Raw genomic sequence first — 20,767 nt, forward strand, 5'->3', positions numbered from 1 at the left:
GGGTCGGGTGCCGCGCCGGCCGAGAAGCCGGCAGACCCCGCGTCCACCACGCCAGAGGCATCCACCGCGCACGAGGCATCCACCGCCCCAGAGGCATCCACCGCGCCGGGGGCATCCGCTGCGGCAAAGGCACCAGGGGCGCCGGAAGCGACCGCGGCACCCGACGCATCCCCCTCCAACCCCGCATCCGACGGATCCCCCGCACCCGAGACATCCACAACACCTGAGCCACCCGCGACACCCGAGCCATCCGCGACACCCGAGCCATCCGCGGCATCCGAGACGTCCGCGGCACCCGAGCCGACCCCTGCGCGCATCGGTGTGACGGCTGCCGTCGCCACCACCCCTCCGGGCGTCAAGACCGACTCCGCCGTCGGCACCGGCCTGCCCCGCAAGCCGGTCCTGGCGGGAGCCGCGGTCCTGGGTGCCGTCCTGATCGCCGTACCGCTGCTGCTGGCAGGCGGTGCGCACGACGACGACCGCAACGCCTCCAGGACGGTGACCGCAAAGGACTCCGACACCGTCCTGGCCCCGGAATCGGCCCCCGCCGCCCTGGACGACTACGTGGCCGAGAAGCCCAGCGCGTCTCCGAGCAAGAAGAAGCCGCCGAAGAGCGAGGCGCCGGTGGCCGTCGCCCCCCAGCCGGTGGAGGTCGCGCCGAAGCCGGGCAGCTCGCCCGGCAAGACGGCCGAGCCGAAGACGAAACCCAAGCCCAAGTCCATGCCCGAGCCCAAGCCGAAGCCGAAAGCGACCCCGAAGCCGAACTGGAGCACCGAGACCATCTCGGCGACCAGCGTCCTGGAGGTCAACCAGGCCTGGACCACCAACCGCATCCGGATGGTCATGCAGACCGACGGCAACCTCGTCGTCTACAACGAGAAGGACAAACCCATCTGGGCGTCCATGACCTTCGGCCAGAATCACCGGGCGATCTTCCAGGGCGACGGCAACCTCGTCATCCACAATGCCGCCGACCGCCCCATATGGGCCTCACGGAGCCATGGCCACGGCGGTGCGCGCCTGGTACTGCGGGCGGACGCCAAGGTGGTCATCGTGCACAACGGCGCTGTCATCTGGTCGACCTGACATCGGGCAGTGGCCCGGCACGTGGCCGATGTCTGCCGACGCGCCGTGGGCCGAATTCGCGCGACGGGCTACCAGGCTCGTCGCGCTCCCGGCTCGTTCGGGAACGAGGGACGCCCCGGCCCCGAGGCGCCGACACTTCCCGGTTGCGAAGAGCTCCCCGACGGGTGAGCCGATCAGTCGGTCGCCCGGAGCACTCCTTGCACCTCGCCCGCGCGGCGGTCAGGACGACTCGCGCACCACCAGCTCCGTCGGGAGCGTCACCTGCTGCCGAGGCGCGCCGTTCTGTGTGATGTCGGTCAGTATGCGGGCCATGGTCCGCCCCAGTTCCTCCACCGGCTGACGCACCGTCGTCAGGGGCGGGTTGGTGTGGCGGGCGAGGACGGAGTCCTCGAAACCGACCACGGCGACATCGCGGGGTACCTGGCGCTGCCACCGGCGCAGTTCGGCCAGGGCGCCCACCGCCATGAGGTCGGAGGCGGCGAAAACGGCGTCCAGGTCCGGTGCGCGTTCAAGAAGCAAACGCATGGCGCGGGCGCCGCCCTCCTCGGTGAAGTCGCCTGCCTCGATCATGAGTTCCGGTGCGCGAACGCCCGCTTCGTCGTGTGCGGTGCGCCAGCCGGCGAGCCGGCTGCGGCCGACGTCCATGTCCAGCGGGCCGGTGATCGTGGCCACCCGTCGCCGTCCGCGCTGAAGCAGGTGGCGTACCGCCGCTGCCGCACCGCCGGCGTTGTCGGAGTTGACGTAGCTCAGCCGCTCACCCGCGTCGCGGCGACCGGCGAGCACGGTGGGCAGCCCCATCTCCTCCAGCATGCCCGGCAGGCGGTCCTCGGAGTGCACGGAGACCAGCAGCACACCGTCCACCCGGCGGGTCGCCACCGACTCGGTCAGCTGATCCCGTTCGGCCTGGTCGCGGACGAGCATCAGCTGCAGCTGGGTGCGGCTCCCCGCGAACGCGCCGCTGACACCGCGGATGAGCGCGGCGAAGAACGGCTCCGAACCGAGCCGGCTCTCCGACTCCGGGATCACCAGGGCCACGGCGTCGGTGCGGTTGGTCACCAGACCGCGGGCGACCGAGTTGGGGACGTAGTTGAGTTCCTTGATCGCCGCGAGAACCCTGGCGCGGGCGTCGGCACTGACCAGTTCCGATCCGTTGACGACGCGGGACACCGTGGTGCGGCCCACGCCGGCGCGGGCGGCGACCGTTTTGATCGTGGGACGGCGGTTGCCGCTCATGTGCTCCCCCCTCGGCGCCGCGGAGGCTGGACCTGCCGCGGAGGTGACCTGCGGCAATTCTTGCAGATCCGGTCCTCGGCAGAGCACTCCGGGAGTCGTGGGGACCGGCTCGGGCCGCAGCGCCGCGACTACGACTTGCGTTCAAGTCATTGACAGATCCGTCCGCTCCCACGAGTCTTCGATGCGCCGGTGGGAACGTGCCCACCCAAAAGTGGGCACGTTCCCACTGACCTAAAGCCATACAAATGTCATCGCTGTAGCCATCGCAGTAGTCAGCGCAGAACTCGTCACTCCGATGTGTCAGCGCCATCGCTAGGAGGAGATCCATGGGCAGTCCCGGTTCGTTGCGCGGAAAGGCGGTGGCGACGGCCGCGACCGTCGGCGCACTGGCGCTCGTCGTCGGCTGCGGCGGTGGCGACGGCTCCGCCACCGGCGGTGGGAAGAAGGACGGCAAAGTCACCATCACCATGGGCCTGTACGGGGTGATGGGCATCAAGGAGACGGGGCTGCTGGAGCAGTACGAGAAGGAGAACCCCGAGGTCGACATCAAGGCCGAGATCGCCGGTGACGAGCAGACCTACTACACCGCGCTGCAGACCCGGCTCGCCGCCGGCAAGGGCCTGAAGGACGTCCAGGGCATCGAGATCGGGCGGGCCAAGGAGATCACCGACACCCAGGCGGACAAGTTCGCCGACTTCGGCGACATGTCGGGCACCGACCACTTCCTGCCGTGGAAGCAGTCGCAGATCAGCACGGGCGACGGCAAGGTGCTCGGCCTGGGTACCGACATCGGCCCGATGGCCGTCTGTTACCGCAAGGACTACTTCGAGAAGGCCGGCCTGCCCACCGACCGCGAGGAGGTCGCCAAGCTCTGGGAGGGCGACTGGAACAAGTACGTCGAGGTGGGCCGCACCTTCAAGAAGGACTTCAAGCAGGACGGCGTCGCCTACATGGACGCGGCCAGCGGCCTGTTCAACGCCATGATCTACGGCCACCCCGAGCAGTTCTACGACGAGAAGGGCGAGCTGATCTACGACAGCAACCCCGTCGTCAAGGACGCCTGGAGCCTTGCCGCCGACGCGGCGGAGGACGGCCTGACAGCCAAGCTCCGCCAGTTCCAGCCCGGTTGGGACCCCGGTCTGGCCAACGGCACGTTCGCCACGGCCGTGTGCCCGGCGTGGATGCTGAGCCACATCAGCGAGAAGGCCGGCCCGGCCAACAAGGGCAAGTGGGACGTGGCCAAGGCCCCGAAGGGCGCCAACTGGGGCGGGTCGTTCCTCGGTGTGGTCGAGCAGAGCCCGGTCAAGGAGGAGGCCAAGAAGCTCGTCGCCTGGCTGACCGCCCCGGAGCAGCAGGCCCACATCTTCAAGGAGATCGGCAACATCCCGTCCTCCCGCCAGGCGCTGAACAGCGCCGAGGTGAAGAGTGCCGAGTCGGAGTACTTCGGCGGCGCGCCGATCGGCCAGATCTTCGGGGCGGCCGCCCAGGAGATACCGGACAAGCAGGTCCTCGGCCGCAAGGACGGCACGATCAAGGACACCTTCTCCCAGGGACTGACCCTGATCGAGCAGCAGGGCACCGCCCGTGACAAGGCGTGGGAGACCACCGCGGAGCGCATCGAGAAGGCGGTCGGCTGACCCCCGCCCCCGCGGCCGTCCGTGCCCGCCGGCTCCGCGCCGGTGGGCACGGACGGTCGGCTCACCCGTCCGCTCTCAGGAAGGAATCCGGTGGCCACCTCCACCACCAAGGCCGTGACCGGGGCCGAGCCCCCGGTGCCGTCCCCGGACGACGGCACCGCCCGGCGGCGCGGCGCGCTGCTGCACCGACTCGACGTCAAGGGCGCCCCGTACGTGTTCGTCGCGCCGTTCTTCGTGGTCTTCGCCGCGTTCAGTTTCTACCCCCTCGTCTACACGTCGTGGATCTCCCTGCACGACGTGGAACTGGCCACCCTCGACGTCATGGAGTGGGTGGCGTTCGACAACTACGTCGAGCTGTGGGGCGATTCCAGGTTCTGGAACGCGCTGCAGAACACGATCACGATCGGTGTCATCTCCACGGTGCCGCAGCTGCTGATGGCCCTGGGGCTGGCGCACCTGCTCAACTACCGCATGCGCGCCTCGCTGTTCTTCCGCGTCGCCTCGCTGGTGCCCTACGCCACCTCGGTCGCCGCGGCCGCCCTCGTCTTCACGATGATCTTCGAGCGGGACTTCGGGATGATCAACTGGGCGCTCGGTTCGGTCGGCATCGACCCCGTGGACTGGGAGGCCGACAAGTGGCCCGCCCAGGCCGCCATCTCCACCATCGTGATCTGGCGCTGGACCGGTTACAACGCGCTGCTCTACCTGGCCGCGATGCAGGCCATCCCCGCCGACCGCTACGAGGCGGCCGCCCTCGACGGCGCTTCCCGGTGGCAGCAGTTCACCCACGTCACCGTGCCCGGGATCCGCTCCACCATCGTCTTCACCATCGTGCTCTCCACCATCGGCGCCACCCAGCTGTTCGGCGAGCCGCTGATCTTCGGCCAGGGCCCCAACGGGGTGAGCGGCGGCGCGGACAACCAGTACCAGACGCTGGGACTGCTGCTGTACGAGGAGGGCTGGAAGAACTACCAGATGGGTCGCTCGGCGACCGTGGCCTGGGCGATGTTCCTGCTGCTCGTCGTCGTCTTCCTCGTGCAGCGCCTCGTCAAGCGCGCACGCTCCCGTACGTCCTGACCTGGAGTCATCATGACCACTCAGAGTCTCCCGGCCCGGACCGGCACCGCGGCCCGGACCCCCGACGAGCCGGCCGGGCGCGGGGGCCGCCGACTGCTGCGCCCGCGCGCCGGCCGCCAGCACCACGCCGGGCCCCTCGCCTACGTGCTGCTCGCCGTCATGGCGGTGCTGTCGATCTTCCCGCTGTACTGGACGATGGTGGCCGCCTCCACCGACAACACCCGGGTCAGCCAGACTCCGCCGCCCTTCCTGCCCGGCCCGAACCTGTTCAGCAACCTCGCCCGGGCCTGGGACGAGGCCGCGATGGGCAAGGCCATGATCAACAGCCTGATCGTGGCCGGGGTGATCGCCCTGTCCACGGTCATGTTCGCGACGCTCGCCGGGTTCGCCTTCGCCAAGCTGCGGTTCAAGGGCCGCAACGCCCTGCTCATGCTGGTCATCGGCACCATGCTGGTGCCGCCGCAGCTCGGCGTCGTGCCGCTGTTCATGATGATGGCCGAGCTGGGCTGGTCGCAGCAGCTGCCCGCCGTCATCTTCCCGACGCTGGTGAGCGCGGTGGGCGTCTTCTTCATGCGGCAGTACCTGTCGGAGGCGCTGCCGGACGAACTCGTCGAGGCGGGACGCGTGGACGGAGCCCACTCGCTGCGGATCTTCTGGAGCATCGTGCTTCCGGTCGCCCGGCCCGCGATGGCCGTCCTGTTCATGATCACGTTCGTGCACGCCTGGAACGACTTCTTCTGGCCGTTCGTGGTCCTCGACATGACCAACCCGACGGTCCCCGTCGCCCTCACCCAGCTCAGCGCCGGGTATGTCCGCGACCAGTCACTGATCATGGCCGGCGCCCTGCTCGGCACCCTGCCGCTGCTGGCGATGTTCATCGTCTTCGGCCGTCAGATCGTCAGCGGCATCATGGCGGGCGCCGTCAAGGGCTGACCCGCCGCGTCCGGACCGCCCGCGCACCGACCCCCGCCAGGCCTCCGCCTGCGAACTCCCCTACCCCGAAAGGACCTACGTGGTCACCGCACAGCAGACCGCATCCGCCCCGGACGCCGCCCGCACCTTCCCCAGGGGTTTCCTCTGGGGCTCGGCGACGGCCGCCTACCAGATCGAGGGCGCCGCGGCGGAGGACGGTCGCACGCCGTCCATCTGGGACACCTACGCTCGCACCCCCGGCCGGGTCCGCAACGGCGACACCGGTGACATCGCCACCGACCACTACCACCGCCGCAGCGAGGACGTCGCCCTCATGGCCGAACTCGGCCTGGGCGCCTACCGCTTCTCCCTCGCCTGGCCCCGCGTCCAGCCCACCGGCCGCGGCCCCGCCGTGCAGAAGGGCCTGGACTTCTACCGGCGCCTCGTCGACGAGCTGTTGGAGAAGGGCATCCAGCCCGTCGCCACCCTGTACCACTGGGACCTGCCGCAGGAGCTGGAGGACGCCGGCGGCTGGCCCGAGCGCGCCACGGCCGAGCGGTTCGCCGAGTACGCGGCCCTCGCGGCGGACGCCCTCGGCGACCGGGTGAAAACCTGGACCACGCTCAACGAGCCCTGGTGCAGCGCCTTCCTCGGCTACGGCTCCGGCGTGCACGCCCCCGGCCGCACCGACCCGGTCGCCGCCCTGCGCGCCGCCCACCACCTCAACCTGGGACACGGCCTGGCCGTCCAGGCGCTGCGTGACCGGCTCCGCGCCGACGCGCAGGTCTCGGTCACCCTGAACATCCACCACGTCCGCCCGCTCACCCCGACGGACGGCGACGCCGACGCGGTCCGCCGGATCGACGCCCTCGCCAACCGGGTCTTCACCGGCCCGATGCTGAACGGCGTCTACCCGGAGGACCTGTTCAAGGACACCGCCGAGCTGACCGACTGGTCCTTCGTCCAGGACGGCGACCTGCGGCTGATCCACCAGCCGCTGGACTTCCTCGGCGTCAACTACTACAGCCCCACCCTGGTCTCCGAAGCGGACGACAGCGGCACCCACACCTCCGACGGACACGGCAACAGCGCCCACAGCCCGTGGCCGGGAGCCGACCGGGTCGCCTTCCACCAGCCGCCCGGCGACACCACCGCGATGGGCTGGGCCATCGACCCCAGCGGCCTCTACGAACTGCTGCGGCGGCTCGCCTCCGACTTCCCGGGGCTGCCGCTGGTCATCACCGAGAACGGCGCCGCCTTCGACGACTACGCCGACCCCTCCGGCCAGGTCAACGACCCGGCCCGGATCGCGTATGTGCGAGGCCATCTGGCCGCCGTCCACCAGGCGATCCTGGACGGTGCCGACGTGCGCGGCTACTTCCTGTGGTCCCTGCTGGACAACTTCGAGTGGGCCCACGGCTACAGCAAGCGCTTCGGCGCCGTGTACGTCGACTACCCGACCGGCACCCGCATCCCCAAGGCCAGCGCCCGCTGGTACTCCCAGGTCGCCCGCACCGGGGTACTGCCCGGAGCCTGACCGGACCGGTGCGGCACGCCCGACGTGGCGCGAGGTGACGCACCGCCGGCCCGCCCCCGTCCGCCCGCACGAACGGGCGACGGGGGCCGGGGGGTCCCGGCCCGGCGCGCTTCCGGCGACCCCCGAAGCGCCGCAGACGCCTGTCTCTCGTCTGGCGATACATCCACCACCGGTGGTGACCGTGGTGACCGTGGTGCCGGCCATGCCCGTCTGCACCCGCGAAACGCTGTTGACGGCGGCGGCGGTCGACGGCGCGGTGAGCATCGCGGATCCGATTGCTCACCGTCCGGCGACCAATCCCGGCCGTCCTGGTCCGGTACGGTCACCGCCGCCATCCACTCAGCCCGTACTTCTGAGACAGTGTCATCACTATGGGCAGTCAACATCGCAGCGGGATGGCTCCGGCGGACACTGCCGAGCCGGACCTCGACTCCGCACCGGGCCCCGTCCCCGAGCCGCTCACCGTCGGGATCGAAGAAGAACTCCTCCTGATCGACCCGGTCACCCGAACCCCCAGCCCGCACGGTCCCCGGCTGGTAGGGGAGGCTACCGGCGAACTCGGCGACCGGATCAGTACCGAGCTGACCCGCTACCAGGTCGAACTGCGCACCGACCCGCACACCCGCCTGAAGGAGGCCGACGACCAGATCCGCTCCGCGAGGACGACGGCAGCACGCGCCGCCGCCCGACTGGGCCTGCGCATCGCCTCCACCGGCACCCCGGTACACGGCCGGACAGCCCCCGTACCCGTGACGCCGGGGGCGCGCTACGCACGGAGCGTGGCCCACTTCCGCGCCCTGGACGACGAGCAGATCGTGTGTGCCTGCCACATCCACGTCGGCCTTCCCGACCCCCGTGACGCCGTCCACGTCAGCAATCACCTGCGGCCCTGGCTGCCGACGCTGACCGCGCTGACGGCGAACTCCCCGTTCTGGGCGGGGCGGGACACCGGGTACGCCAGCTGGCGCACCACCACCTGGGGACGCTGGCCCGTGGCCGGTCCACCGCCCTACTTCGAATCGCCCGCCCACTTCGACGACCTCGTCCACACCCTCCTCGAAGCGGAAGCACTCATCGACCGTGGCGGGCTGTACTGGGACGTACGCCCCTCCCACCACCTGCCCACGATCGAGATCCGCGTCGCCGACGCCGCCCTGACCCCCGACGACACCCTCCTGCTCACCGCTGTCGTCCGCGCCCTGACCGCCACCGCCCTGGCCGCCGTCCGGGCCGGCGACACGGCCCCGCGCCCGGCACCGGAGGTCCTCCGCGCCGCCTGCTGGCGGGCCGCCCGGGACGGACTGTCCGGCAGCGGCATCGATCCGCTCACCGGTGACCTGGTGAGCCAAGCGGCCCTCGTCGAAGAGCTGCTGAACACCATCGCCCCGGCGCTCCGCCGGCACGAGGACCTCGATCTGGTGCGCGAGCAGTGGCGGCGCCTGCGCACCGAAGGAAACGGCGCCGACCGCCAACGTGCCGCCCACCGGCCGCGCTCCAGCACGCAGGACGTCGTCGACCACATCCTCTCGGCCACCTGCCGGTACCAAGGAGACATCGGTGCCGCCGGTGAGGAGGCCTGGAGAACCTCTCCGTGAAAGACCGCGAACCACGGCGTTCCCGGGAGGGACACACTCCCTTTAGCATGGAAATCGCGACCTCTGCCGGGCCTGCGGCAGCGTCATGCCGCAGCCACCTGTCGGCCCAGCCGGCACATGCGGAGGTGCGCCATGCCCGACGACCGCAGAATCCGTCACCGCACCGTCGGCGCCGAGATCGCCGAAACCCTGGCCACCGCTCGCGGATGGCTACGGGATGCCGCGTGCCTGGGCGAGGACCCGGAGCTCTTCTTCCCGCTGGTGGAGCGGGAGACCGATGCCCAGGTCGCCCGGGCCCGCGCGGTGTGCCGTCGGTGCCGCGTCCTGCTCGCCTGCCGCTCCTGGGCCGTCGAACAGGGTGAGGACGCCGGTATCTGGGGCGCGACCACAGCGCGGCAGCGTCGCGCCATCAGCCGCGAGACGCGCGGCGGCATCGGCAGACGATCGGCGTCGTAGGACGATGTCCGCGCATGACGTACGGCGACGTGTCGATCGCCGAACGTGACAAGCCGCGCGGCGGCCACGGCGGGCAGTCCGTCGCGGCACGGCGGCATCCGTACGGCCGTTTCGGACGGGCAGCCGTGCGGGCGCGGTGGTTGTCTGGCCCGGAGGACGTTCTTCCCGCCTCGCAGCAGAAAGGCACGGCCGTGGCTTCTGAGCCCTCCCTCCAGTACACCGTCCCAGGCATGTCGGCCGAGGACAGTTCCGCCATCATCGAGCTGCTCCAGCGGCGGCTGCACTCGCTGAACGATCTGCACCTGACTCTGAAGCACATCCACTGGAACGTCATCGGTCCGCACTTCATCGCGGTGCACGAGATGCTCGATCCGCAGGTGGAACAGGTGAGGGCCATGACCGACGACCTCGCCGAGCGCATCTCCACACTCGGCGGTGTGCCCCAGGGCACGCCCGGGGCGCTGGTCGCCGACCGTACCTGGGACGACTACTCCATCGGAAGGGCGGAGGCCATCGAGCACCTGGGCGCTCTCGACGTCGTCTACACCCGCCTCATCGAGGACCATCGTGAGGCGATGCAGGCGACGGAGACCTCCGACCCGGTCACCCAGGACATCCTCATCGAGCAGTTGCGCGGTCTGGAGCTGTTCCAGTGGTTCGTCCGCGCCCACCTGGAAAGCAGCGGCGGGCGCCTGAGCACCGCCGACGCCAGGACGGAACACGCGGCAGCCGACCAGGCCGCCGAACAGGCCCGCCGACAGCCCTGAGCGGCAGGCACGCGGCGGGCGAGCTTACCCGCCCGCGCGTCCGTCGACGGGCCGTCGCCCGCTGCTTCTGGTCCCGCTCCCGCTGGTCGCGGCGGCCTTCATGATCCCGGCCGCCGGGGCGCCCCTTGCCGCGAGCCCTCACCGCCCGACGGGGCCCGCCGTCGTCGCGGGCGCCGTCGCGGTCGTTCCGCCGGTCAGGCGGGTGCGGACTGCGTCCGTGTCCGGGCGGGCGTGGGTTCGAGACGGACGACGATGCCCTTGGACGTGGGCTGGTTGCTGATGTCGGCGACGCTGTCCAGCGGCACCAGGACGTTCGTCTCCGGATAGTAGGCGGCGGCCGAGCCCTTGGCGGCCGGGTAGGGCACCACCTCGAAGTTCTCGGCCCGACGCTCCGTGCCGTCCGCCCAGACGCTCACCAGGTCGACGTGATCGCCCTGGGCGAGGCCGAGTTCGGTCAGGTCGGCCGGGTTGACGAGCACGACGTGGCGGCTGCCGTGGATGCCGCGGTAGCGGTCGTCGTTGGTGTAGGGGACGGTGTTCCACTGGTCGTGCGAGCGCAGCGTCTGCAGCAGCAGATGACCCTCGGGCGCCCGGGGGACCACGCGCTCGTTACAGGAGAACAGGGCCTTGCCGACCTTGTTCTTGAAGACGCCCTCGTTGACCGGGTTGGGCAGTTGGAAGCCTCCGGGGCGAATCACCCGTGCGTTGAAGTCGTGGAAGCCCGGCACGATGCGGGAGATGCGCTCGCGGATGGTGCCGTAGTCGCCCTCGAACTCCTCCCAGGGGATGTCCGCCTTTCCGTCCAGGGTGCGGCGGGCGAGCCGGCACAGGATGGCGACTTCGCTGAGCAGTAGCGGGGAGGCCGGTTCGAGGCGTCCCTGAGAGGTGTGCACCTCGCTCATGGAGTTCTCCACGGTGACGAACTGCTCGCCGTCGGCCTGGACGTCACGTTCGGTGCGCCCCAGGGTCGGCAGGATCAGCGCGGTGTCGCCGCAGACGGTGTGTGAGCGGTTGAGCTTGGTGGAGATGTGGGCGGTCAGCCGGCACGAGCGCATCGCCTCCTCCGTGACCGCGCTGTCGGGAGCGGCGCGGACGAAATTGCCGGCCAGGGCGAGGAAGACCTTGACGCGGCCCTCGCGCATCGCCTTGATCGAGTCCACCGAGTCCAGACCGTGCGGGCGCGGCGGGTCGAAGCCGAACTCCTTCTGCAGGGCGTCGAGGAAGGCGTCCGGCATCTGCTCCCAGATGCCCATGGTGCGGTCGCCCTGCACGTTGCTGTGGCCGCGCACCGGGCAGGCTCCGGTACCGGCGCGCCCCAGGTTGCCGCGCAGCATCAGGAAGTTGACGATCTCCCGGACGGTGGGCACGCCGTGCTTGTGCTGGGTGATGCCCATCGCCCAGCAGACGATGACGCGTTCGCTCTTCAGGACCTCGTCGCGGACCTTCTCGATCTCCTCGCGGCTCAGTCCGGTCGCGGTGCGCACGTCGTCCCAGTCGACGGTGCGGGCGTGCTCGGCGAACTTCTCGAAGCCGGTGGTGTGGGCGTTGATGAAGTCGTGGTCCAGGACGGTGCCGGGCCGGGCGTCCTCGGCCTCCAGCAACAGGCGGTTGAGGGCCTGGAACAGGGCGAGGTCGCCGCCGGGCTTGATGTGCAGGAAACGGTCGGCGATCTGGGTGCCGCGACCGACGACCCCCCGTGCCTTCTGCGGGTTCTTGAAGCGCCGTAGCCCGGCTTCCGGCAGCGGGTTGACCGCCACGATCCGGCCGCCGTTGCGCTTGGCCTCCTCCAGGGCGGTGAGCTGGCGCGGGTGGTTGCTTCCCGGGTTCTGCCCGACCAGGAAGATCAGGTCGGCGTGGTGGAGGTCGTCGAGGCTGACGGTGCCCTTGCCGGTGCCCAGGGTCTCGCTCAGGGCGAAGCCGCTCGACTCGTGGCACATGTTGCTGCAGTCGGGCAGATTGTTGGTGCCGAAGGCGCGGGCGAAGAGTTGCAGGACGAAGGCGGCCTCGTTGCTGGCGCGGCCGGAGGTGTAGAAAACGGCTTCGTCCGGGGAGGGCAGCGCCTTCAGCTCCTGCGCGAGGACGCCCAGGGCGTCGTTCCAGCCGATGGGCTCGTAGTGCTCGGAGCCGGGCCGTTTGATCATCGGCTCGGTGAGCCGGCCCTGCTGGTTGAGCCACATGTCGGAGCGCGCTGCCAGGTCCGAGACGCTGTACTCGCGGAAGAAGTCGGCGGTGATCCGGCGCGTGGTGGCCTCGTCGTTGATGTGCTTCGCGCCGTTCTCGCAGTACTCGTTGCGATGACGTCGGCCCGGGGCCGGATCCGCCCACGCGCAGCCCGGGCAGTCGATCCCGCCCACCTGGTTCATGGTCAGCAGGTCCACCCCGGTCTTGCGCGGGGAGGTCTGCTCCAGGGAGTACTCCAGCGCGTACACGACCGCGGGGACTCCGGCCGCCCACTTCTTCGGCGGTGTCACGGAGAGGGCGGTCTCCGGCTCCTCGCCGGGCGGGTTCTGCATCGGTTCGCCTTTCTCTTGTCCGGTCCGCGCGTCAGCCGACGGGCCACTGGGCCACGCGGCTCCGGGGCGGTTCCGGGTGATCGTGCTGTACACGGCCGTTGCGGATGGTGCCGCGCCAGGCCCCGCCCTCCTGCCCCAGCCCTTCGATGAACCGCTTGAAGTTCATGAGTTCCCCGTGCACCAGCCGCGCGGTGAGCCGGGCGGCCCGGGACGAGACGGTGAGGATCCTCGCGGCTCCCCGCGGTTCCAGGAGCATCCGGACGGTGATCGCGGTGCCGCCGGACTCCGTCGGCGCGAACTCGATCTCGCCCTGGTGGGAGGGGCTCTGCTCCAGACCGCGCCAGGCCAGGTAGGAGTCGGGGTCCTGCTCCACGATCTCGACCGCGAAGCGCCGGCGCAGAGGGCCGTAGCCGAGGGTCCAGGCGGTCACGGTGGGCCTGATCTGCTCGACGCCGTGCACCAGGGCCGAGAAGCGCGGAAAACTCTTGAACTGCGTCCACTGGTTGTACGCCGTCCGCACCGGCACCGCGATCTCGACCGTCTCCTCGACGTGCCGCCCCCGCAGCCGACGGCGGCGCGTGACGCCGTCGCCGTTCGGGCGCACGACCGGGGTGTTCGGCACGGCCTGCCGGGCGTGGTCTTCGTACGCCATCGTCGTCTCTCTTCCGGTGACGGAGCCGGGCGTCCGGGACCCGGCCTCCCCTTCTGCGTCAGAGCTTCTCTTCCGGTTCCCCCATCGTGTACTTCGAGTCGCCCCGGTGCGTCGGTGTCCCGCACGATCCCGGCCAGAAGTGGGGCAGGTCCGTACCGGGGCCTTCCTGCGGCGGCTGAGACCGCCGGTGAGCGCCGACTGTGCGGTCGGTGCGGGGCAGTGGTCGCGCCACGCCGGCGACGATCGTGTCGCCGGTGTCGGCCTCGCCGCGCGGTGAGAGGTCGGCGATGCGGTTGTCGAGCTGGGTCTGGACGGTGCGGTGCACCGGCGGCCGGGCGGCGAAATCCCGGCTGGCCGGTCCCCTCCAGCTTCACCCCCTGCGCGTCCACCCGCCAGTCACCGTGCGTCGGCGGGGGAGGGCGGAGAAGACGATCACGCCGTCGACGCGGTTGAGGATCTCCGGCAAGAGATCGAGGATGCGGCCGAGGCGGACGACGATGTGGTGCCGGAAGGCAACGCTGTGGGCCCACATGACCAAGGTCGGCTGAGTGGATTCGGGTGGCGCACCCCAGGAGCCCGTCACCCGTCACCGTCCCCGTCCCACGGCACAGACGCGATGGTCGCCCACCCGACCCTGCGGGTGACCGCCCCCACCACACACAAGGAGGGAACCTGCGCCCGAAGCAGGCCGTGCTCCCGTCGGCCCGCCCCCTTCGGCATGAAGTCGGCATGAAGAGGGTCGATCCATTCGGCGGCGGACAGGCCGTCCACCGCCGCCCCGCGTGAGCCCCGTCTCACCTGTGCGGTGCCACTTGGCTATGCAATGAGTTGCATAGGAAGATCGAGGTATGGCGCTCGAGCACGCGATCCTCGTCTCCCTGCTGGAGAAGCCGGGCTCCGGCTATGAGCTGGCCCGACGGTTCGAGCGGTCCATCGGATACTTCTGGACCGCCACGCACCAGCAGATCTACCGCGTCCTCAAGCGCATGGAGAGCGAGGGCCTGCTCGCCGTCCGTGAGCTGTCGCAGCAGGGACGACCGGACAAGAAGGAGTACTCCGTCGTGGGCCCCGGCCGCGCCACCCTCTCTCAGTGGCTGCACGAACCGATCCAACCCGAGAGCATGCGGCACGAACTCGCCGTGAAGATCCGCGGCGCGGCCTTCGACGACCCGTCCGTGCTGATCCGTGAAGTCGAACGCCACCGCCAGGTGCACAGCGACCGGCTCGCGCACTATCTGGCCGGGGAACGGCGCGACTTCACCGGCCCGGCAGCTCCCACCCCGCTCGACGCCGGTCAGGAACTGCAGCATGTCGTGCTGCGCGGCGGCATCGCGTACGAGCGGATGACCATCGCCTGGCTCGACGACGTACTCGCCACCCTCCGTCGGCTCGGCACCTCACCCCCGCTTGCCTGACCCGCCGGCCACCGGCCGTTCGTGCACCGCGACCTTCAGACCCGCACCCTCCACCCTCAACCCTCGGAAGGCGGACCTCCATGGCCGACCCCCTCCTCTTCAACCCCCGTACGTACGACCCGGCGCAGTTCGACGCCGAGACCCGCAGGTTGCTTCGTGCCACCGTCGACTGGTTCGAGGACCGCGGCAAGCGCAGGCTCATCGAGGACTACCGTTCCCGCGCCTGGCTGGCCGACTTCCTCGCGTTCGCGGCCAAGGAAGGGCTGTTCTCCACCTTCCTCACCCCGGCGTCCGCCGCCGGACACGAGGACCAGCGCTGGGACACGGCCCGCATCGCGGCCCTCAACGAGATCTTCGGGTTCTACGGTCTCGACTACTGGTACGCATGGCAGGTGACCATCCTCGGTCTCGGCCCGGTCTGGCAGAGCGACAACACCGCTGCTCGCACCCGTGCGGCGGAACTCCTCGCGCAGGGCGAGGTGTTCGCCTTCGGTCTCTCCGAGAAGACCCACGGTGCGGACATCTACTCCACCGACATGCTGCTGACGCCGGACGGCGACGGCGGCTTCAGGGCGACGGGCTCCAAGTACTACATCGGCAACGGCAACGCCGCCGGGCTCGTCTCGGTCTTCGGCCGACGCGCCGACATCGAGGGCCCGGACGGCTACGTCTTCTTCGCCGCCGACAGCCGCCACCCGGCCTATCACCTCGTGAAGAACGTCGTCGACTCATCGAAGTACGTCAGCGAGTTCCGACTCGAGGACTACCCCGTGGGCCCGGACGACGTCCTGCACACGGGTCGCGCCGCCTTCGACGCCGCCCTCAACACCGTCAACGTAGGCAAGTTCAACCTCTGCACCGCCTCGATCGGCATCTGCGAGCACGCGATGTACGAGGCGATCACCCACGCGCACAACCGCATCCTGTACGGCCGCCCCGTCACCGCCTTCCCGCACGTGCGGCGGGAGTTGGCCGACGCGTACGTCCGCCTCGTCGGCATGAAGTTGTTCAGTGACCGCGCTGTCGACTACTTCCGTTCCGCCTCGCCGGAGGACCGCCGTTATCTGCTGTTCAACCCGATGACGAAGATGAAGGTGACCACGGAGGGCGAGAAGGTCATCGACCTGATGTGGGACGTGATCGCCGCCAAGGGCTTCGAGAAGGACACCTACTTCGCACAGGCCGCCGTCGAGATCCGTGGGCTGCCCAAGCTCGAGGGCACGGTGCACGTCAACCTCGCACTGATCCTCAAGTTCATGCGCAACCACCTTCTGCACCCGGCCGAGTTCGAGCCCGTGCGGACCCGCCTCGACGCCGCCGACGACACGTTCCTCTTCGAGCAGGGCCCGGCCCGTGGGCTTGGCTCCGTGCGCTTCCACGACTGGCGTCCCGCCTACGACGCATACGCCGCGGTGCCGAACGTCGCCCGCTTCCGGGAGCAGGCCGATGCCCTGTGCGAGTTCGTCACCACGGCGGCCCCCGACGAGGAGCAGAGCCGCGACCTCGATCTCCTGCTCGCCGTCGGCCAGTTGTTCGCGCTGGTGGTGCACGGACAGCTGATCCTGGAACAGGCCCGCCTGACGGACCTCGACGAGGACGTGCTCGACGAACTCTTCTCCGTCCTCGTGCGCGACTTCTCCGCCTTCGCCGTAGAACTGCACGGCAAGGACTCCGCCACGGTGGATCAGCAGCGCTGGGCGCTCGCTGCCGTCCGGCGTCCCGTCGTCGACGAAGCACGTTCGGAGCGCGTCTGGGAGCAGGTGGAAGCACTGTCCGGGGCGTACGAGATGGCGCCGTGACAGCTCGCCCGGGGGACCCGCCCACCGACGGTCAGGGCCCCGGGGAGCAGTGACGCTCACACCTTGGCCCTGGAACCGCTGTACCCCAGGTGACAGGGCTTCATCCCGATCCCGCTCCCGGAACGCCGAGCGGCCTAGGGGGAAGCGATGGGCAAGCCTTTCCGACGAGAGGTTTGCCCACCTGCTCACTTGGCGCAATATCTCTCAACACACCCCGACCGAGCGGGTTCAGTCAATCTCAAAGGACGGTCGAACCCGCTGCGGCTGGGCGGGCACTGGTTCCCCAGGCTCGAAAAACGGACCTCAACGCAGCGCTCGATGACCTCAACGGCGACGCCTGTTCCGCCGCCAGGCCGCGAAGGCCGACGAACCCCACCAAGCTCGACATCGGTACCGCACCGCGCCGTTGCCCGGCACATCGCTGGTCAGGGGGCCAGGGCCCGTTCGACGGTGGGATGGCACCCGATGACTTGGTCCAGGCCGACGAGCTGAAGGACCCGCAGCACCGAAGCCTGGGCTCCCGCCATGCGCAGCCACCCCTGCGCTTCACCCAGGGCCTGGTGGGCGGCGATGAGGACGTTGATGCCGCTGGAGTCCATGAAGGTCACGCCGCTGATGTCCATCACGGTCCGCGGTCGCGTCACGCTGCCGTGGGACAGCAGGGCCTCCGTGAGCTCGCTCGTGACGGTGTGGTCGATCTCGCCGCGCAGGGTGACCACGCGGATGTCGTCGATGGTGGTGTGGTCGATCGACAGCCCGGGCCGGGCTGCTCCGTGGGTCTCGGTCACTGTTCCCTCGTATGCGCTCGTCCATGGGGCTCATGGCCCCCGACACGATGTGCGCTGGCAGCCTGCCCCGATCCTACGGTGAACGCGTGTTCGGCTCCCTCTGTGTGTCCGAGCTCACGGGCGTGCGAGGCGGAGTAGGGGGTATGTGCAGGCGGGTGAACGGGGGAAACGGATGGATCGGGCTGAATCAGTCTCGGAGGGGGACAGCAACCTGCTGCCTGAAGCCCGCCCCGTACAAGACACCGTCGCGCTGGATGGCGACGGGTCCTGCATCGCCGAGGCGCGGCATCGAGCGGTAACCTTCCTGACCCGCGTGCAGGCTGAGCACGGCCTTCCGGTGTCCGCGCGTGCGATGGACCTGACGCAGCTGGTGGTCAGCGAGCTGGTCACCAATGCCCGCAAGTACGCTCCCGGGCCGGTGCTGATGGAGTTGCGCGCTTTTGGCGCTGTGGTGGAAGTGGTCGTGTGGGACAGCGACCCAGTGCTGCCGGTGGCCCGGGCCGCTGATGCGGGCCGAGTCGGCCAGCACGGACTGGAGATCGTCCTGGCTGTCGCCGAGGGCTTCGAGGTCCAGCGGGAACCGGTCGGCAAACGCGTCACTGCCCGCATCGCCCTGCCCGACGATCCGGGCGGGGGCGTCGCCGGACGCCGCCCGCAGTAGCAGACAGCGCTCCCCGCCCTGCCTGCCGTGAAGCGGTGGATCGCAGGGGACGGCCCGGGCGGTGTCGACGTCGACGTCGCCCCGCATGACGGAAGCCGCCGACGCCGACCCCGGCGCCTTCCTCCAACTCACCGCCGCACCATCCCGTCGGTGCCGCTCAGCAGTCGACACGCCGTGTCCAACCGGAGCCGAGGACGCCAAGAGGTCCTGATCAGCCTGTCGGACGGAATCCACGTGACCTGGTGAAGTGCGGGGCGGGCAGACCGGGCCCCGCACAAGAGGGTCGTCACCATCCCTCGTACACCGTGCTTACGGCGTGTCCAGCGCCGTTCCCGTCAGGACCGGCCTGTCGGGCAATGGCTCGGCGTTATAGTCGGTCAGCGCGAGGCGCATGGACTCGGTCGGCTCGGCGAACTGGTCCCGCACGTCGGTACGACGAAGTCCACGCCGGAGCTGCCGGGCGGGATGTGCATCCACACCCACAGGCTTGCGTCGGACAATCGCGTGGAAGCAGGAGCGGGTGGCCCGGTCGGCGACCGGGGACCCGGGCTCCTGCGACCTGCGCGAGGTCGTGAACGCGCTGCTCTACCAGAACCGGACGGGCTGTCAGTGGCGGCTCCGGCCACATGACCTCCCGGCCTGGTCGGCGGTGTTCTACTACTTCACCCTGTGGCGCCAGGACGGCCTTGTCCAGCGGATCCAGGAGATCCTGCGCTGCCAGGTGCGGGAGCGGTCCAGACGATTAGAGGACCCGTCCCTGGTGATCATCGACACCCAGTCCGTCCGCGTGGCGGCCGGGGTGCCGAGGGAAACGACGGGACTGGACGCGAACAAGAAGACGCCCGGCAGGAAGCGGGGACTCGCCGTCGATGTGCTGGGCCTCCACCAACGTGCCTCTGGCCAGCCAGGGAACCGATGCCGCGAAGAAGATCGTCGGCAGGAAACGGGGGATCCTGACCGACACGATCGGCCTCATCCTCGCCGTGACCGTCGCCGGCGCCGGCCTCTCCGAGAACGCCATGGGAATACGCCTCCTCGACCAAGCGAAACAGACCTACCCGACCATCGCGAAAAGCTGGGTCGACACCGGCTTCAAGAATGCAGTCGTCGAGCACGGCGCCACCCTCGGAATCGACGTCGAGGTCGTCAACAGAAACCCCGAGAAGCGCGGCTTTCATGTCGTGAAAAGGCGCTGGGTGGTAGAGCGAAGCATCGGATGGATCATGATGCACCGTCGCCTCGCCCGCGACTACGCGACCCTCACCACCAGCTCCGCGGCAATGATCCACATCGCCTCGATCGACAACCTCGCCAAGCGCATAACGGACGAGACCACCCCAACCTGGCGAGGGACTTACTAGTAGATAAGGGGCAATCTTCCTAGATTAAACGCCCTCTCAGCTCATAAACTTGAATCTTCACGGAACTTCCCCCGCTACGCCTCAGTAGAGACCTGGTGGGGCTTTACCTCCGCTATACGGTGCTGACGACCAGGCACGGTCCGCCCGTCCGGGAACCCGTCGACGACTGCGGCCACCTGCAACCCACCCCTCCTGGAGTTTCGCTTTGTCCAAGCACAGGTTCATCGTCAAGCATCGAGGCTCTCTGGCCGCCGTGGCCGCTGTCAGTGCGGTCGCCGTCGGCGTCGGCGTAATGGCGTCCGCGGGCGCCGCCGAGCCGCAGGACTCCACCAAGGCCCCCGTGCGCAAGGTCGTCGTCAGGACGACGTTCTCGCCGGTGAGCGAGGTGGCCGGGGCGAAGGCGGTGACCTACAACTCCGCGCTTGTGCCGGAGGGCGCCAGGGTCCAGGTGAAGGAGGAACTGCGCCGCGGTGGCGGGACGCGTATCGAGCTGAGCGTGCGAGACCTGGTTCCCAACCGGGTGTACGGCGTCCACGTCCACACCAAGCCATGCGGCGCGCTGCCCACGGATGCCGGGCCGCATTACCAGAACCAGGTGGACCCGACGCAGCCCTCCGTCGACCCGGCGTATGCCAACCGGCTCAACGAGATCTGGCTGGACCTGGCCACGAACAAGGACGGGTCGGACCGCTCCACGGCCATAGTCGCCTGGCAGTTCCGCGCGGGTGGAGCGCGCTCCGTGGTCCTGCACGAGATGGGTACGGCCATGCACCCGGGCCACGCCGGAACGGCCGGTGCACGCCTCGCCTGCGTCAACGTGCCGTTCGAGTAGGGACGAGAACGGCGAGCGGTCCCCGGCACCGAGGGCGTCGAGGTACCGATTCACCCCTGATGTGAGCCGGACCGCTGGAACCGGCTCACATCGGGGCGGGTGGTGTATCCCGCCGGGCGGGAGGCCATCACCAAGTCTTTATCGCGGAGCCCGCCAGGCGGACCGCCCCTCCAGCACGAGACGGTAAGCCGTCGGTTGCTGCACAGTCCCGCCCATGACGATCACCACGTAGGGAAAGCCCTTCCCTCTTTGCCGCACGCCGCTGCTCATGGACGTGTACCAAGTCCGCTCCACGCAGTCCGACTTCCCCACGGATGAGCGGGTCACCGGACGCCGCTGCCGGGCTGCCGGGCTGCCAGGCGGCCCGGTCTGAGCAGTGGACGGAAGCGTTTGGCCGCGGCGGTGTCCCGCCGGTTCTGTACGGGGATGTCGAGCAGCATCCCGTC

Annotated in this window: 17 protein-coding genes and 1 pseudogene; 13 read left to right on the plus strand and 5 right to left on the minus strand. The window is 69.7% G+C overall.

From position 1 onward, the window contains the following. Positions 1-321: 321 nt before the first annotated feature. Complete coding sequence (locus QNO09_RS39790) at positions 322-1,086, plus strand: mannose-binding protein (protein ID WP_349637010.1); 765 nt, start codon at positions 322-324, stop codon at positions 1,084-1,086. Between the two features lie 219 nt (positions 1,087-1,305). Here the strand turns inward: QNO09_RS39790 and QNO09_RS34890 are convergent, their stop codons facing one another. Next, entirely contained in the window at positions 1,306-2,319 is a 1,014-nt protein-coding gene (locus QNO09_RS34890; RefSeq protein ID WP_283974242.1) for a LacI family DNA-binding transcriptional regulator, read from the minus strand. Positions 2,320-2,645: 326 nt separating this feature from the next. On the opposite strand from QNO09_RS34890, the gene QNO09_RS34895 reads away from it, so the two are divergent. From QNO09_RS34895 to QNO09_RS34925, 7 genes are all read left to right on the plus strand, one after another. After that, positions 2,646-3,956, plus strand: a complete 1,311-nt coding sequence (locus QNO09_RS34895) for an ABC transporter substrate-binding protein (protein ID WP_283974243.1) — start codon at positions 2,646-2,648, stop codon at positions 3,954-3,956. 90 nt (positions 3,957-4,046) lie between these two features. Continuing rightward, on the plus strand, positions 4,047-5,033 hold the full coding sequence (locus QNO09_RS34900; RefSeq protein ID WP_283974244.1) for a carbohydrate ABC transporter permease: 987 nt from the start codon (positions 4,047-4,049) through the stop codon (positions 5,031-5,033). A 12-nt stretch (positions 5,034-5,045) separates the two neighbouring features. Next, the gene (locus tag QNO09_RS34905; RefSeq protein WP_283974245.1) at positions 5,046-5,966 is read left to right on the plus strand and encodes a carbohydrate ABC transporter permease; all 921 of its coding nucleotides are present in this window, start codon (positions 5,046-5,048) and stop codon (positions 5,964-5,966) included. Positions 5,967-6,045: 79 nt separating this feature from the next. Continuing rightward, a complete protein-coding gene (locus QNO09_RS34910) occupies positions 6,046-7,482 on the plus strand; it encodes a GH1 family beta-glucosidase (protein WP_283974246.1) in 1,437 nt (478 codons plus the stop codon). A 371-nt stretch (positions 7,483-7,853) separates the two neighbouring features. After that, complete coding sequence (locus tag QNO09_RS34915; RefSeq protein ID WP_283974247.1) at positions 7,854-9,077, plus strand: carboxylate-amine ligase; 1,224 nt, start codon at positions 7,854-7,856, stop codon at positions 9,075-9,077. Between the two features lie 132 nt (positions 9,078-9,209). Further along, positions 9,210-9,533 carry a WhiB family transcriptional regulator gene (locus QNO09_RS34920; RefSeq protein ID WP_283974248.1) on the plus strand — a complete coding sequence of 108 codons (324 nt, stop codon included), beginning with the start codon at positions 9,210-9,212 and terminating at the stop codon, positions 9,531-9,533. A gap of 230 nt (positions 9,534-9,763) precedes the next feature. Next, the gene (locus QNO09_RS34925; RefSeq protein ID WP_451524189.1) at positions 9,764-10,300 is read left to right on the plus strand and encodes a Dps family protein; all 537 of its coding nucleotides are present in this window, start codon (positions 9,764-9,766) and stop codon (positions 10,298-10,300) included. Positions 10,301-10,494: 194 nt separating this feature from the next. Here the strand turns inward: QNO09_RS34925 and QNO09_RS34930 are convergent, their stop codons facing one another. Genes QNO09_RS34930 through QNO09_RS34940 form a run of 3 tightly spaced genes read right to left on the minus strand, consistent with a single transcriptional unit; the run spans position 10,495 to position 13,790 of the window. Further along, a complete protein-coding gene (locus QNO09_RS34930) occupies positions 10,495-12,813 on the minus strand; it encodes an FdhF/YdeP family oxidoreductase (RefSeq protein ID WP_283974249.1) in 2,319 nt (772 codons plus the stop codon). 31 nt (positions 12,814-12,844) lie between these two features. Next, positions 12,845-13,465, minus strand: a complete 621-nt coding sequence (locus QNO09_RS34935) for an SRPBCC family protein (RefSeq protein ID WP_283974250.1) — start codon at positions 13,463-13,465, stop codon at positions 12,845-12,847. Between the two features lie 58 nt (positions 13,466-13,523). Next, positions 13,524-13,790 carry a hypothetical protein gene (locus tag QNO09_RS34940; protein WP_283974251.1) on the minus strand — a complete coding sequence of 89 codons (267 nt, stop codon included), beginning with the start codon at positions 13,788-13,790 and terminating at the stop codon, positions 13,524-13,526. 523 nt (positions 13,791-14,313) lie between these two features. Between QNO09_RS34940 and QNO09_RS34945 the strand changes: the two genes are divergently transcribed. After that, complete coding sequence (locus tag QNO09_RS34945) at positions 14,314-14,880, plus strand: PadR family transcriptional regulator (RefSeq protein ID WP_283974252.1); 567 nt, start codon at positions 14,314-14,316, stop codon at positions 14,878-14,880. A gap of 80 nt (positions 14,881-14,960) precedes the next feature. Next, positions 14,961-16,679: an acyl-CoA dehydrogenase family protein gene (locus QNO09_RS34950; RefSeq protein ID WP_283974253.1), complete on the plus strand. Its 1,719-nt coding sequence runs from the start codon at positions 14,961-14,963 to the stop codon at positions 16,677-16,679. Positions 16,680-17,104: 425 nt separating this feature from the next. Here the strand turns inward: QNO09_RS34950 and QNO09_RS34955 are convergent, their stop codons facing one another. Continuing rightward, complete coding sequence (locus QNO09_RS34955; RefSeq protein WP_283974254.1) at positions 17,105-17,467, minus strand: STAS domain-containing protein; 363 nt, start codon at positions 17,465-17,467, stop codon at positions 17,105-17,107. A gap of 172 nt (positions 17,468-17,639) precedes the next feature. Here QNO09_RS34955 and QNO09_RS34960 point away from each other — a divergent pair, with 172 nt between their 5' ends. The 3 genes and pseudogenes from QNO09_RS34960 to QNO09_RS34970 all read left to right on the plus strand — a co-directional run bounded on the left by QNO09_RS34960 (position 17,640) and on the right by QNO09_RS34970 (position 20,321). Continuing rightward, the gene (locus tag QNO09_RS34960; RefSeq protein ID WP_283974255.1) at positions 17,640-18,128 is read left to right on the plus strand and encodes an ATP-binding protein; all 489 of its coding nucleotides are present in this window, start codon (positions 17,640-17,642) and stop codon (positions 18,126-18,128) included. 502 nt (positions 18,129-18,630) lie between these two features. Then, positions 18,631-19,489, plus strand: a pseudogene (locus QNO09_RS34965) (IS5 family transposase); the annotation flags it as partial. Positions 19,490-19,742: 253 nt separating this feature from the next. Then, positions 19,743-20,321, plus strand: coding sequence for a superoxide dismutase family protein (locus tag QNO09_RS34970; protein ID WP_283974256.1), 579 nt, complete (start codon positions 19,743-19,745; stop codon positions 20,319-20,321). The last annotated feature ends 446 nt before the right edge of the window (positions 20,322-20,767 follow it).

Origin of the sequence: Streptomyces sp. 378, assembly GCF_030124145.1 — a bacterium.
Taxonomy (GTDB): Bacteria; Actinomycetota; Actinomycetes; order Streptomycetales; family Streptomycetaceae; genus Streptomyces.

What these genes read in the sequence shown, in the direction of transcription:
- QNO09_RS34890 (WP_283974242.1), bottom strand. Translation starts at nt 2,319, where the DNA reads ATGAGCGGCAACCGCCGTCCCACGATCAAAACGGTCGCCGCCCGCGCC.
- QNO09_RS34895 (WP_283974243.1), top strand. Translation starts at nt 2,646, where the DNA reads ATGGGCAGTCCCGGTTCGTTGCGCGGAAAGGCGGTGGCGACGGCCGCG.
- QNO09_RS34905 (WP_283974245.1), top strand. Translation starts at nt 5,046, where the DNA reads ATGACCACTCAGAGTCTCCCGGCCCGGACCGGCACCGCGGCCCGGACC.
- QNO09_RS34915 (WP_283974247.1), top strand. Translation starts at nt 7,854, where the DNA reads ATGGGCAGTCAACATCGCAGCGGGATGGCTCCGGCGGACACTGCCGAG.
- QNO09_RS34920 (WP_283974248.1), top strand. Translation starts at nt 9,210, where the DNA reads ATGCCCGACGACCGCAGAATCCGTCACCGCACCGTCGGCGCCGAGATC.
- QNO09_RS34925 (WP_451524189.1), top strand. Translation starts at nt 9,764, where the DNA reads ATGTCGGCCGAGGACAGTTCCGCCATCATCGAGCTGCTCCAGCGGCGG.
- QNO09_RS34930 (WP_283974249.1), bottom strand. Translation starts at nt 12,813, where the DNA reads ATGCAGAACCCGCCCGGCGAGGAGCCGGAGACCGCCCTCTCCGTGACA.
- QNO09_RS34935 (WP_283974250.1), bottom strand. Translation starts at nt 13,465, where the DNA reads ATGGCGTACGAAGACCACGCCCGGCAGGCCGTGCCGAACACCCCGGTC.
- QNO09_RS34945 (WP_283974252.1), top strand. Translation starts at nt 14,314, where the DNA reads ATGGCGCTCGAGCACGCGATCCTCGTCTCCCTGCTGGAGAAGCCGGGC.
- QNO09_RS34950 (WP_283974253.1), top strand. Translation starts at nt 14,961, where the DNA reads ATGGCCGACCCCCTCCTCTTCAACCCCCGTACGTACGACCCGGCGCAG.
- QNO09_RS34960 (WP_283974255.1), top strand. Translation starts at nt 17,640, where the DNA reads ATGGATCGGGCTGAATCAGTCTCGGAGGGGGACAGCAACCTGCTGCCT.